Annotated in this window: 14 protein-coding genes; 5 read left to right on the forward strand and 9 right to left on the reverse strand. The window is 61.0% G+C overall.

Annotation, left to right across the window (positions count from 1 at the left end; translation table 11 throughout):
• Position 1 precedes the first annotated feature (1 nt).
• From SB765_RS04205 to SB765_RS04235, 7 genes are read right to left on the reverse strand one after another with little or no spacing between them, the layout of a single operon-like run.
• Positions 2 to 1,147, reverse strand: coding sequence for a CaiB/BaiF CoA transferase family protein (locus SB765_RS04205; RefSeq protein WP_341798500.1), 1,146 nt, complete (start codon positions 1,145 to 1,147; stop codon positions 2 to 4).
• 1 nt (position 1,148) lies between these two features.
• Positions 1,149 to 2,000, reverse strand: coding sequence for an SDR family oxidoreductase (locus tag SB765_RS04210; protein ID WP_341798499.1), 852 nt, complete (start codon positions 1,998 to 2,000; stop codon positions 1,149 to 1,151).
• A gap of 3 nt (positions 2,001 to 2,003) precedes the next feature.
• Positions 2,004 to 2,795: an enoyl-CoA hydratase/isomerase family protein gene (locus SB765_RS04215; protein WP_410930974.1), complete on the reverse strand. Its 792-nt coding sequence runs from the start codon at positions 2,793 to 2,795 to the stop codon at positions 2,004 to 2,006.
• Between the two features lie 10 nt (positions 2,796 to 2,805).
• Entirely contained in the window at positions 2,806 to 3,594 is a 789-nt protein-coding gene (locus tag SB765_RS04220) for an enoyl-CoA hydratase/isomerase family protein (RefSeq protein ID WP_341798497.1), read from the reverse strand.
• Positions 3,595 to 3,604: 10 nt separating this feature from the next.
• Complete coding sequence (locus SB765_RS04225) at positions 3,605 to 4,402, reverse strand: enoyl-CoA hydratase/isomerase family protein (protein WP_410930975.1); 798 nt, start codon at positions 4,400 to 4,402, stop codon at positions 3,605 to 3,607.
• Positions 4,399 to 5,550, reverse strand: coding sequence for a thiolase (locus tag SB765_RS04230; RefSeq protein WP_341798495.1), 1,152 nt, complete (start codon positions 5,548 to 5,550; stop codon positions 4,399 to 4,401). The genes SB765_RS04225 and SB765_RS04230 overlap by 4 nt, the downstream gene beginning before the upstream one ends.
• Before the next feature lie 58 nt (positions 5,551 to 5,608).
• Positions 5,609 to 5,977 carry a Zn-ribbon domain-containing OB-fold protein gene (locus SB765_RS04235; protein WP_341798494.1) on the reverse strand — a complete coding sequence of 123 codons (369 nt, stop codon included), beginning with the start codon at positions 5,975 to 5,977 and terminating at the stop codon, positions 5,609 to 5,611.
• Between the two features lie 376 nt (positions 5,978 to 6,353).
• Here SB765_RS04235 and SB765_RS04240 point away from each other — a divergent pair, with 376 nt between their 5' ends.
• From SB765_RS04240 to SB765_RS04260, 5 genes are read left to right on the forward strand one after another with little or no spacing between them, the layout of a single operon-like run.
• Positions 6,354 to 7,532 (forward strand): acyl-CoA dehydrogenase family protein, encoded by a 1,179-nt coding sequence (locus tag SB765_RS04240; RefSeq protein WP_341798493.1) that lies wholly within the window; start codon positions 6,354 to 6,356, stop codon positions 7,530 to 7,532.
• 49 nt (positions 7,533 to 7,581) lie between these two features.
• A complete protein-coding gene (locus SB765_RS04245; RefSeq protein ID WP_341798492.1) occupies positions 7,582 to 8,061 on the forward strand; it encodes a MaoC family dehydratase in 480 nt (159 codons plus the stop codon).
• Between the two features lie 2 nt (positions 8,062 to 8,063).
• On the forward strand, positions 8,064 to 9,350 hold the full coding sequence (locus tag SB765_RS04250) for a CaiB/BaiF CoA transferase family protein (RefSeq protein WP_410910237.1): 1,287 nt from the start codon (positions 8,064 to 8,066) through the stop codon (positions 9,348 to 9,350).
• A gap of 23 nt (positions 9,351 to 9,373) precedes the next feature.
• Complete coding sequence (locus SB765_RS04255; RefSeq protein ID WP_410910236.1) at positions 9,374 to 10,138, forward strand: glucose 1-dehydrogenase; 765 nt, start codon at positions 9,374 to 9,376, stop codon at positions 10,136 to 10,138.
• A gap of 25 nt (positions 10,139 to 10,163) precedes the next feature.
• On the forward strand, positions 10,164 to 10,940 hold the full coding sequence (locus SB765_RS04260; RefSeq protein ID WP_341798489.1) for an enoyl-CoA hydratase-related protein: 777 nt from the start codon (positions 10,164 to 10,166) through the stop codon (positions 10,938 to 10,940).
• Between the two features lie 230 nt (positions 10,941 to 11,170).
• Here SB765_RS04260 and SB765_RS04265 read toward each other — a convergent pair whose 3' ends face one another.
• Positions 11,171 to 12,406, reverse strand: coding sequence for a CaiB/BaiF CoA transferase family protein (locus tag SB765_RS04265; RefSeq protein ID WP_341798488.1), 1,236 nt, complete (start codon positions 12,404 to 12,406; stop codon positions 11,171 to 11,173).
• Positions 12,407 to 12,429: 23 nt separating this feature from the next.
• Complete coding sequence (locus SB765_RS04270; protein ID WP_341798487.1) at positions 12,430 to 13,230, reverse strand: crotonase/enoyl-CoA hydratase family protein; 801 nt, start codon at positions 13,228 to 13,230, stop codon at positions 12,430 to 12,432.
• Between the last annotated feature and the right edge of the window lie 45 nt (positions 13,231 to 13,275).

Genomic DNA, 13,275 nt, shown 5'->3' on the forward strand with positions numbered 1-13,275 from the left:
CTCAGTCGATGATGCCGGTGGCACGCAATTGCTCAACCCGCTCCGGGGTGAACCAGGCGGACAACGCGGCGTCGGTATTGGCTGGCGTGATGGGCTGCGGTGCGAAAGGCGTAACTGGCACACTGCGGGAAAAACGGGGCGCTGGCGCAGGTTGAGTCACACCGTCGACCACGATGAACGTGCCCCTGGCGCGCAAGTGCGGGTGCCCTGCGGCTTCAGAGAACGTCAGCACGCCGGTGGCACAAGCATCGCTGGCCTCGAGCACCGCCACCCATTCATCACGGCTTCGGGTACGGAAACGTGCGGCGAGCACCTTCTTGGCATTGGCCCACGCCTCGCGATCCATCTGATCGCCCAAGAGCTGCGGGTCCAGGTCCATCAGCCGCAGCAACTCGTCATAGAACTTGCTTTCGATCGGGCCAACGCTGATGAACTTGTCATCGGAACACAGGTAGCAGTCGTAGAACGGTGACCCACTGTCAGTAATGTTGGTGCCCCGCCCCTCTTTCCACATGCCAGCAGCCAGCATGCCAAAGAAGGTGCTCGCCAAGTGTGCAGCCCCATCGACGATGGCTGCATCAACCACCTGCCCTTTACCCGAGCCACGCGCCTCCAGGATGCCAGCCAGCAGACCGAGCGCGAGATACAGCGACCCTCCCGCGTAGTCCCCCACCAGATTCAACGGGATGCTCGGCGGTTGCCCTTCACGACCAATGGCATCGAGGATACCGGTCAAGGCCAGATAATTGAGGTCATGCCCAGCATATTTGGCCAGCGGGCCGTCCTGGCCCCAGCCGGTCATCCGGCCGTACACCAGGCGTGGGTTGCGCGCCAGGCAGTCATCCGGGCCCAGGCCCAAGCGTTCAGTCACCCCAGGGCGGAAACCCTCGATCAGTGCGTCGGCTTGTTCCACCAATTGCAGTACTGTCTCCACCCCTGCCGGGTCCTTGAGGTCGACGGCGACCGCGTAGCGGTTGCGCAGCAGGGTGTTGTACTGCAGCGGACGCTCGATACCGAGCTTGGCCGGCTGTTTACGATCGACGCGGATTACCGTTGCGCCCAGGTCTGCCAACAACATGGCGCACATCGGACCTGGGCCGATGCCGGCAAGCTCGACAACCTTGATTCCGGAAAGTGGCCCGGCCATGTCAGCTGCGCCCCTGGCCGCGCATCGCTTGCCATTGCTCTTCATTCCAGTCCTGCATGGCACGGAAGCTGGGCCCGCCAACCCCTTGCATCCAGCGCCCGCCATCAATCACCACCATTTCGCCCGTGATGTAGGACGAACCATCGCAAGCCAGGTAGCTGTAGAGGTCAGCCAGCTCACGGTGGTCGCCAAAGCGCCGCAAAGGCACGCTCTTTTCCTGCGGCTCCACCTGCGAACCTGGCGGATAGAGCTGCTCCCAGGCACCTGGGGTGGGGAACAGGCCCGGTGCTACGCAGTTCAGACGAATGCCCTTGGGCCCCCACTCCACGGCCAGGCTGCGGGTCATGGCCAGCACGCCAGCTTTGGCCGCTGCGCTGGGCGCGGTGAAGGCCGACCCCGTCATGGTTGGCGTGGACACCGTACTGATCACATTGCCCGGGCGCCCTTCAGCAATCCAGCGCTTGCCAGCTGCAATCGCACAATAGAAGCTGCCGTGCAGGACAATGTCCAAGACCGCATCCACTGCTCGCGGCGACAAGGTTTCGGTGCGCGCGATGAAGTTGGCGGCGGCGTTGCACAGCAACACATCCAACGGGCCACTGCGCCATACCTCTTCCATCATGGCTTCGACCGATTCAGCGTCACGCACATCAGCTTGCACGGTGGCGACACGTGCCCCCGGCAGTGCAGCGCGGAACTCTTCGGCAGTCGCTTCAAGCACTTCCTTGCGGCGCCCGGCGATCACCAACTCAGCGCCCAGCTCCAGGTAGCGCTTGCCAATACTCTTGCCCAGCCCCGTGCCGCCGCCGGTGATGAGGATTTTCTTGCCAGCCAAAAGGTCGTTTGCGTACATGCTTCAATTCCCGCTGAAAGTCGGTTGACGTTTTTCCATGAAGGCCGCAACGGCTTCCTGGTGATCCTGGGTCTGGCGCGTCAGCGGGTTGAGGTCGACCTCACGGCGCCAGGCGGCCTCCACGCTGTCACCACCACGCACCAGCGAAGCTTTGAGCAACGCCAATGTCACAGGTGGCAGTTGAGCCAGCTTCTGGGCACGCTGCACCGCTGCCTCCAGGGCCTGCCCCGGCGCCACCACCTGATTGAACAGCCCCAGTTCGCCAGCTTTGACGCCGTCGAACGGTTCGGCGCTGAGCATCAACTGGCGGGCCTTGCCGGCACCGACTTTCTGCGGCAGGGTCCACAACAGCCCCGTGTCGGGCAACAAACCCACCTTGACGAAAGAGCAAGCCAGCTTGGCCGACTCACTCCCGACGGCCAGGTCGCAGGCCGCGGCGAGCGACAGTCCAGCCCCCATGCAGTTGCCTTCAACAGCTGCCACCACAGGCTTGTCGCCGGTGAAAATCAGACGGAATAGCCGGACCCCGATGCTGATGCGCTCACGCATGTCCAGCAACGAAGACGGAGCGGTGGTCATCTCCGAAAGGTCACCTCCGGCACAGAAGTGTTCACCTGCACCGGTCAGCACGATGGCGCGGCAAGTGTCGTCCTGATGATGAAGCCGGTGAAACGTCTCCAGCAGTGCCAAACGCATCTTCAGTGAGAAGGCGTTGCGACGCTCCGGGTAGTTCATGGTGACAATTGCCACCCCGCCCCGATGCTCGACCTGGACGATTTCGCTGTGTTGAGTCATCACAGGTTCCTTATTGGCCGGTAAATACAGGGGCGCGCTTTTCGAGGAAGGCATTAGCCGCCTCCAGGTGATCGCGCGACTGACGCAACAACGGCTGATAGTCGATTTCGGCGCGTAACGCAGCGTCCATCTCGTCTGCTGAAAACGTCAACGCGGTCTTCGTCAAGGCCACGCCCAGCGGGGGTAATTTGGCCAAAGACTTGGCGTACTCGATGGCTACGCTCAGCGCCTGGCCTGGCTCGACCACTTGATTGGCCAAGCCAATGCGCCCGGCTTCGACACCGTCAATTTCTCGCGCCAACGACAGCAGCTCGCGCGCCTTGGCGGGCCCCACCCTGTTTTGAAGGGTCCACAACACACCGGTGTCAGGAATCAGCCCTATACGCAGGAAGGCGGCGCAGAACCGTGCGTTCGATGCCGCTACCAGGTAATCGCTCGCCACGGCCAGCGACAGGCCGGCACCGAATGCCACGCCTTCCACTGCCACCACAACAGGCTTGGGGCCACCGAGCAGGTCGCGCACCACTTCGCAGGACTCTGCAAGGATCTCTCGGCTCTGCAGTACGGTGCGCTTGGTCATCTCGGAAATGTCAGCGCCGGCACTGAATTGCCCGCCAGCGCCTGTCAGCACCACAGCCCGGGACTCAGGGTCGGCGACCATGAGCCGATGCACGGTGTCGCGCAACGCCAGGCGCATCTGGCGCCCCATCGCATTACGGCGCTCAGCATTGTTGAGGGTGATGATGGCCACTTCGCCATCGCGGGTAACCTGAATGCGTTCGTCGGTATGTTCGGACATCGTGCTCTCCTCAGTTGCCAACGAACACGGCAGGGCGTTTTTCCATGAAGGCTTTTGCTGCCTCCTGATGGTCCTGGCTGCGGCGCATGATTGGCTGCAGGTTCACTTCGGTCTCGATCGCTTGATCCAGCGAGCCGATGCCGTTGGCCAGCGCAGCCTTGAGGTGTGCGACAGCCAGGGGTGGCATCCGCGCATACTGGCGAGCCACCTCCAATGCGGCTTGGCGAGTTTCGCCAGCGGGCGCGAGCTGGTTGGCAAAGCCGCTATGCAAGGCTTGCTCGCCATTGAATTCATCGGCGGTGAGCATCAGTTCACGCGCTTTCCCAGCGCCCACGCGCTGAGCGAGCGACCAGAAAAGCCCGGTATCGGGCATCAGCCCAACCTTGACGAATGCGCAGGCATAGCGGGTATCGGGCGCAGAGACCACGTAGTCACTGGCTGCGGCGAGCGAAACGCCTGCGCCCATGGCAAACCCCTCGACAGCAGCGATCACCGCTTTAGGCCCTTCAACCAGCAGGCGGAAGATGTTCAGCGGCAGCAGGTTGCGTTCGCGGTACTCCATCACCGTGCGGTCTTTCATTTCGGAGATGTCGCCACCCGCGCAGAACACCCCGTTGGCGCCGGTCAGCACAATGGCCCGGCATTTAGCGTCGTGGTACATGAGGCCATAGAGGCGCTCATACAGTGTTTCGCGCATTTTCAGCGAGAAGGCGTTGCGCCGCTGGGGGTAGTTCAAGGTAACGATGGCGACGCCTTCGTCGTACTCGACCTGGACAATATCGTCGGTATTTGCCTGGACCTCGCTCACAGCGTCTCCTCCGTACCCAGGATCAACGTTGCCTGGCTCGACAGCACACCGCCATTGCCGTGGGCGATCGCCAGCTTGGCGTCGGCCACTTGCCGCGCGCCGCATTGCCCCATCAGCTGCTGGGTGGCTTCAACCATGGTGAACAGGCCGTACATGCCTGGGTGGACACACGACAGGCCGCCCCCGTTGGTATTCACTGCGAGCCGGCCACCGGGTGCGATCGCGCCGCCCGATACAAAGCGCCCGCCCTCGCCTTTCGGGCAGAACCCAAGGTCTTCGAGAAACAGAATCGGATTGATGGTGAAGGCGTCATAGAGCATCACCACATCGATATCCGAGGGGCTGACACCGGCCATCTCATAGGCACGCTGGCCAGATTCCCGCGCAGCGGTAACCGTCAGGTCTGCCATCGACGCAATCTCACGGTGCGTGGTAGCAGAACCGGCGCCCAGTACATAAGCAGGGCGTTTGGCCAGATCACGGGCACGGTCGGCCCGAACCATGACCACCGCTGCAGCACCGTCGGTCACCAGGCAGCAATCGCGTACGGTCAGGGGGTCAGAAACCATGCGCGCACCCAGCACGTCGCTGATGCTCAGCTCATCGCGCATGTACGCATCGGGGTTGAGTTGCGCCCACTTGCGCGCCGCAACGGCAACCTCGGCAAGCTGTTCACGGGTGGTGCCGTACTGATGCATGTGCCGTGCGGCCGCCAGCGCGTAGGAAGACACAGGGTTCATCGGCCGGTAGGGGGTTTCCCAGGGCGACGGGCGTGAAGACTGCACCAGTTTGCCCGAGGCGCTTTTCTGGTTGCTACCGTAGGCAATCAGTGCGACATCAATCTGCCCCGAGGCCAAGGCCATCGCGGCAGTATGGGCGTAGATCTGGAATGCCGAACCACCGGTGCGGTTGTTGTCGGTGAACCGGGGGTGAATGCCCAGGTACTCAGAAAAGGTAAGCCCAGAGAGCATGTCGTCAGGCACACTGACGAACAGCCCATCCACATCAGCAGGTGTCAGCCCCACCTGCGCCAGGGCACGTACGCTGGCAGCAGCGGCCAGGTCCATGGACGACAGCCCTGGCGCCTCGCCCATCCCGTATGTGGCTCCCGCCACGATGGCTGTTTGTCCACGAAGACTTTGTTTCATAGTTTCCTGCCTTTGTTGTTATTGCTGCAGGTTGCGAATGGTTTTGCCGTGCGTCAGGTCAGGCTGGCTCGAACACCAGCAACGGCGCGCCATCGTCGAGCTGAACGATCTTTGCCCGCACGCTCATGCCTATCTGCACGTCTTCGGGCGCCACACCCTCAACCCGGGACATCATGCGCACGCCCTCCTCCAGGTCGATCAAGGCGACGTTGTAGTTAGGGGTCGGGGGGCGCTGACGGACCACGGTGGAGGAATACACCACACCGCGGCCACTGGCCTGTACCCACTCCAGGTCGGTATTGCCGGTACCGGGTTGAGCTACGCGGGGGTAGAAGCAGTAACCACCGTTCTGGCGACTGCGCTGCAGCATGAAACGCCCCTCAGTGAGGAACTGTTGGTAATCCGATTCTGGCAACAGGCTTTGCATAAGCCCTCCGTTGAGCTGCAGAATTAGTTTTTATGAACGATGTTCCGAATGCTAAACGCTGACATCTTGATCCGTCAAGCTGCTCGATACCGTTTCCCCTCCTCTTATGCACTATGCCAAACGGCGTTTCCATTATTTTCTGCGCTTTCCCACCCCTTGTCTCTGCAGCCCAGTAACTCCGCGACACGCCTGAACACCCGCTTGGCTTGGCTCAAGTACAAAATCAGAACCCGCGATGACGGTTTACCCGCTCAGTGCGCCTTGACACCCTCAACATACGTCGTTTACTTTTACGAACAGCGTTCAGAATAACACTCCACCCCGAACGACATTGAACGCAGTGGGTGAGCAGTCCTCGATGGGAGCCAACAGAACCGTGAACTACGAATTGACCGATGAGCAGCGTGAGATCCAGGACTTGATTCGTCGGGTCGCTCGGGAAAAAGTTGCGCCACGCGCAGACGAGATCGATCGCACGGCGCAATACCCCCATGACATGTTCGCGCTTCTCAAAGAGTTGGGGCTGTTCGCCCTGCCGTTTCCGACTGAATACGGTGGCACCAACAGCTTGCTGTCGGCCTGCATAGCCGTCGAGGAACTGGGGCGTGTCTGCTACAACACCGGCTACCTGCTCGTTGTGCAATGGACGCCGTTCGGGGCAATCCTCGCTGGCGGAACCGAGGAACAGAAGCAACGCTTATTGCCAGGTCTTGCCAGCGGCGACCTGCGCGGTGCCCTGTCGATCACCGAACCGCAAAGCGGCTCGGATGTCTCCGGCATCAAGACCTCTGCACGCCGTACCGAAGGCGGCTATGTGCTGAACGGCTCGAAAATCTGGTGTACCAACTCCAACATCGCCGACTTCATCCTGGTCGCTGCCAAGACTGTCGCCGAGGATGGCACGGGCTTGGGCATCAACCTGTTCATCGTTGATCGCGATACGCCCGGCCTTACGATTGGTGCGCCAGAAGACAAGATGGGAGCCAGGGGGGTAGCAGCCTGCCCGCTGTTCTTCGATGACGCCTTCGTGCCGGTCGCCAACCGCCTCGGCCCCGAGGGAGGCGAAGGTTTCAAGATCGCCATGGAGGCGCTCAATACCAGCCGTCCACTGGTGGCCGCCAGGGCGGTGGGGTTGGCTCAGGGCGCCATCGATCATTCGGTGGACTACATCCAGAACCGCGTCACCTTCAAACAGAAAGTCAGCGACTTCCAAGGCATACGCTGGATGATCGCAGACATGGTCACCCAGACCGAAGCTGCCCGCCAGCTGGTCTATCGCACCGCGTCCATGGTCGATGCCGGCGTTACCGGCCGCACACTCGCACCCATGGCGGCCATGTCGAAGATGTTCGCCTCGGACGTGGCGATGAAAGTCGCCACTGACGCCGTGCAGCTGTTCGGGGCCGCAGGCATTTCCAATGAATACCCGATCAACCGCTACTTCCGCGACGCCAAGGTGGTGCAGATCATCGAGGGCACCAACCAGATTCAGCGAAACATCATTGCCGACAGCGTGCTCGGACGTGTTGCCCGCAACGACGCCAAACCCCGTTAAGTCGCAATCAGTTGCAGTTCCAAATAACCAACCTTAGGGAACAACAAGAATGGAACAGATCGAAACCGTGGGCCTTGGCATTCACTGGGAAGACCTCCCGGTCGGGCGCCGCTTCAAAACCGTGGGCCGCACCGTCACGGAGGCGGATGTTGTCAACTTCGTCTCCGTGACCGGCATGCTCGAAGTGCTTTTCACCAATGTCGAATTCCTCAAGGAACAGTCCGCCATCAAGGGCCGCGTTGCCCCTGGGGCCCTGGTGTTCACGTTTGCAGAAGGCTTGCTTACCCAAGCGACCATGCAAGGGGTGGGTTTTGCGTTCCTCAATATGGAACTGGACATCAAGGGCCCGGTATTCGTCGGTGACACCATTCATGTCGAGTGTGAGGTCATCGAGTGCCGCGAAAGCAAGGGCCGGCCTGGGCTGGGCCTGGTGCGTACCCGCAACCGCATCTACAAGCAAGATGGCACGCTGGTGCAGGAGTACACCCCCCTGCGCCTCGTTAAAGGCAAGGACTACAGGGCTGACTGATCATGACCCAACGGGCATTGGCACAACCCACCGGCCCGCTGTCGGGGCTGCGTGTGATCGACCTCACGATCAACGTCCTTGGCCCCGTCGCCACTCAGATTCTGGGCGACATGGGGGCGGACGTGATCAAGGTGGAACCGCCAACCGGCGATCAAAACCGACAGAACGGCCCGGGTCGAAATCCCGGTATGTCGGTGTTCTACCTCATCATGAACCGCAACAAACGCAGCGTGGTGCTCGACCTCAAGCAGCCGGCGTGCATGGAGGCTTTGCTCAAACTGGTTGAAACAGCCGATGTCGTCGTGCATAGCATGCGGCCGAGCGCAGCCAAGCGGCTGGGCATCTGCTATGAAAAACTGAGCGCCCGCAACCCCAAGATCATCTACGCCTTCGCGCCTGGCTACCGTAGCGACGGTCCGTACGCCAACATGCCGGCGTTCGATGACGTTATCCAGGGCGAGAGCGGTCTGGCGGCGATCAACCGCGATAGCGACGGCCGCCCGCGCTATTTCCCAACGGTCATCGTCGATAAATTCTGCGGTTACGTACTGGCCTCCTCCATCAGCATGGCCTTGCTGCACCGCGAGCGCACCGGCCAGGGACAGGAAGTGCGCGTCCCGATGATGGAGACCATGCTGCAGTTCAACTTGTTCGAACACCTCTGGGAGGGCGCGCTGGGCAAGTCCGACGGCCTGGGCTACACCCGAATGTTCTCGGCCAATCGCCGGCCATACGCGACGCGCGACGGCTACATCTGCCTGCTGGCGGTCAATGACGAGCAGTGGCGACGTGTGTTGACCGCAATCGGCCGGCCTGAGCTGCTGGAAGATCCTCGCTTCTGCCGCATGACCGAGCGCATGCGCCATATCAATGAGTTGTACAGCATCCTTGGGGAAGTGATCGCCACGCAGACCTCCGGGCACTGGGAAACCTTGTTCGATGAGGCCGACGTACCCCATGGTCAGGTCCGCGAACTGCACGACATGATGAATGACGAGTATCTGAAGGAGACCGAATTCTTCAAGAAAGTCCAGCATCCGACCGAGGGGGAACTGGTCATGACCTCGATCCCCGTGGAGTTCTCCGCCTCCCCTGGCAACGTGCGCTATTTGCCCCCGAATCTGGGCGAACACAGCAGTGAAATCCTCGGCGAGCTGGGCTACAGCCATGAGCAGATCAGTGCCCTTTGCGCTGGTCGTGCACCGGCTGCAGCGACGGCGCCGGCACCTGCCCTGCACGCAAGCGCTGAGGGCATGAATCCTGAAACCGCGGCTCAGCCGCGTCCCTGATAAAAGACTCAAAGGTACTCGTGATGAAAGGACTGAAAGATAAAGTCGTAGTAGTGACCGGGGGCGCGGGTGGCATTGGTAGCGCCATTTGCAAACGCTTCAGCGAAGCCGGCGCGGTTGTGGCCGTGTTCGACCTGAACACCCAGGCTGCAAGCGCCTTGGTTGGCGAAATAGAAGCAGCCGGTGGTCGCGCCCGCGACTACAGCGTCGATATCACCGACCATGAAGTAGTCCACGCGGCAGTAGCGCGCGTGGAAGAAGAACTGGGCCCCATCGACGTGCTGGTCAACAACGCTGGCTGGGACACAGGTGCGTTCTTCCTTCAGACCGAAAAGCCGTTTTGGGACAAGGTTGTCGCCATCAACCTGTACGGCCCGCTCAACATGCACCATGCAGTATTGCGCCGGATGAGCGAGCGCGGGCATGGCCGTGTGGTGAATATCTCTTCCGACGCCGGCCGCGTTGGCTCCTCGATGGAGGCTGTGTATTCCTTCTGCAAGGGCGGCCTGATTGCCTTCAGCAAAACCATGGCGCGGGAAATGGCCCGCCAGCAGATACCGGTCAACGTCGTGTGCCCAGGGCCTACCGCAACAGCATTGCTGGACAACCTCGCCCAGGGCGAAAAGGGCGAGCGGATCAAGGCCGGGCTGGTCAAGGCAGTGCCGTTTGGTCGCATGGGGCAACCAGACGACATCGCCGGGACGGTGCTGTTCCTGGCCAGTGACGATGCTGCGTTCATCACCGGCCAGGTGATCAGCGTATCTGGCGGCTTGACGATGGTCGGCTGAGCCTGAATTTTTTAAGGAGTGAAGCATGGAATTCCAAGATATCCTGTACACCGAAGACAACGGCATCGCCACCATCACCATCAACCGTCCCCAGGTCTACAACGCCTTCACCGCCAACACCTGTGAGGAACTGATTCAGGCGTTCAGCCAAGCCGGCTACAACAAGGACATCGGCGTAGTGGTGCTCACCGGCGCGGGTGACAAGGCCTTTTGCACCGGCAGCGATCAATCCGGCGGTAGGCACAAGGGGCGCGGGGTGGTAGGCCTGCCGATCGAGGAGCTGCAAAGCATTATCCGTGACATCCCCAAGCCGGTCATCGCGCGTGTCAACGGTTACGCCATTGGCGGCGGTAACGTGCTGGTGACCCTCTGCGACCTGGCGATTGCCGCCGATACAGCGCAGCTTGGGCAGGTGGGGCCGAAGGTTGGCTCGGTCGACCCAGGCTTCGGCACCGCCCTGCTCGCCCGCCTTGCCGGTGACAAGCGTGCGCGCGAAATCTGGTACCTGTGCAAACGCTACACCGCGCAGCAAGCGCTGGACTGGGGCCTGGTCAATGCGGTTGTGCCGGCAGACCAGCTGGATGCCGAAGTCAGAAAATGGTGTGACGACATCCTGCAGATGAGCCCGACCGCCATCGCGTTGGCCAAGCGCTCCTTCAATATGGATAACGAGAACATTCGTGGCATTGGCGCATTCGCCATGCAAGCCCTGGCCATGTACTACGACACCGAAGAGTCCAAGGAAGGCGGTAATGCCTTCCGCGAGAAACGCAAGCCTGAGTTCCGAAAATACGTGAAGTGATCATCCGAATGCTCGCACGATGACTGCTGTCAGCCCCTGGTGCGCATCGCCAGGGTGACTGCGGGGTTATCGGCGCACCTTGGCTTGGTACCCTTTTGCCGCCCGCTTTATGCCGGCGGCGTTTTTTTGCCCTGCATTCATGCCGATTCCCAGCAAAAGAAAACCCGGCTACGCATGGCGGGCCGGGTGGGGTACAGGCAACGACGGAACAGCGGTGGCGCCCTTCTGCGCTAGATCACACGCTTCTCACGCAGCGCTTTTATTTCGGTCTCATCCAGGCCCAGCCATTCGCCCAGGATGCTGTCGGTGTGCTCACCCTGGGTTGGCGGTGCCTTGTAGTCAACGATGGGGGTAGCCGAGAACTTGACCGGGTTGGCGACCATCCTGACCTTGCCATTCGCTGAAGAGGCGTGCGGACTTTCCACGCACATGCCACGTTCCTGCACATGCGGGTCGGCGAAGACTTGTTCCAGGTTGTTGATAGGGCCCGCCGGCACGCCTGCTTCATCCAGGGCGCGCAGTAAGTCAAGCACTGTCCACGTGGCCACCAATGGTTCGAACACCTCGCCCAGGGCACGACGGTTGACCACGCGCAGGGGGATCTCGGCGAACCGCGCATCCAGCGTCAGCTCCGGATGGCCGAGCACCTCACAAAAACGGGCGTACTGTTCGTTGTTGCCGGCAACAATCATGATGTCGCCATCGGCACAGCGGAACATACGCGAAGGCATGCCGCCATTGCCCTCGGTGCCCCGCCTTACGGGAACGTCGCCCGACACCAGGTATTGGCTGGCGTAGTGGGAGGTCGATGCGATCAAGGCATCGAGCAGGGCAATGTCGATATGCTGCCCCGGGGCACCATTGACGTCGCGCGCATACAGCGCCGCTTGAATGGCATAGGCCGCGTATTGGCCAGCCAGGATGTCTGCCAGACTCGGCCCGGTTTTCATGGGGCCGCCGCCGGGGGTTTCATCGGGTAAGCCGGTGATGCTCATCAACCCGCCCATGGCCTGGAAGATCGAATCGTAACCGGGTCGCGGAGCGTAAGGGCCGGTCTGGCCGAATCCGGTCAGCGAGCAATAGATCAGCTGCGGGTTCACTTCCCGCAACGAGGCGTAGTCCAAGCCATAGCGCTTGAGGTCTCCCACCTTGTAGTTTTCCAGCAGAACGTCGCACTTGCCCACCAACTGGCGGATCAGCGCCTGGCCTTCGGGTTTTGCAATGTCACACGTGATGGATTTCTTGTTGCGGTTGGTGCTGATGTAGAACGAAGACTCTCGCGTGTTCTGCCCCTGCGCATCCTGCAGGAAAGGCGGGCCGAACTGGCGTGAATCGTCACCTTTGCCAGGCCGTTCGATCTTGATCACCTCAGCCCCAAGGTCGGCAAGCATCTGCGCGGCCCAGGGGCCGGCTAGGATGCGGCTCATGTCGAGCACACGAACATTGCTAAGCGGGCCCTTACTCATCGTCGTTTCCTCTCTTTTTTTTGTTATCGCCCAACAAAACGGGCAGGCCGCTTTTCGATAAAGGATTGCACGCCTTCTTTGGCATCTTCGGTATTGAACAGCCTGCGCTGGGTATTGGCAATCGAGGCATAAGCCGCTTGCCAGCCATGGTTTACCGCCGTACGAGCGTTCTGCAAAGTCGCTTGTACCGCCAGCGGCGCCTGCTCGGCAATGCGCTCCGCCAGCTCGATGGCGCGCTGCAACTCCTCGCCTACCGGTACGACTTCTTGAACAAAATTGAGTCGCAGCGCTTCGGCGGCATCGAACTCGTCTCCGGTGAGCAGCAGTTTCATGGCATTACCCCAACCTGCACGCTCCACAAACCTGAACGTGGCGCCGCAACCGGCCATGATCCCGCGTTTGACTTCGATTTGCGAAAAGCGGCAATTCTGCGCAGCGATGACAATATCCGCAGCCAGCATCAACTCGATGGCAACAGTGAAGCTGATGCCCTGCAGTGCCATGACCATGGGCTTGGTACGAATCGGTTCACGCAGGCCGAAAGGGTCGACTTCGGCAGGTGGTATGTAGGGTTTACCTTCCTTGCGCAGTGGCGCGCACTTCGGCATGTCCAGGCCAGCCGTAAAGTGGTCGCCTTCGGCATACAGCACGCCTACGCGCAGCTCAGGATCTTCTTCCAGACGGGTATAGGCAGCCGCCAGCTCGGCAAACATCTTTGGCGTGAACCCGTTACGCTTTTCAGGACGATCGATGCCGATAAGCAACAAGGGGCCTCGCTGCTCCAGCTTTATACGACCATCCGGGTCGCGTTGAGCTTCACTCATGGGGGGCAATCCTCTTCAGACTAACGGTTGATGGAGGCCTTCACT

It is taken from the genome of Pseudomonas sp. SIMBA_067 (assembly GCF_046534675.1).
GTDB classification, from domain to species: Bacteria; Pseudomonadota; Gammaproteobacteria; order Pseudomonadales; family Pseudomonadaceae; genus Aquipseudomonas; species Aquipseudomonas putida.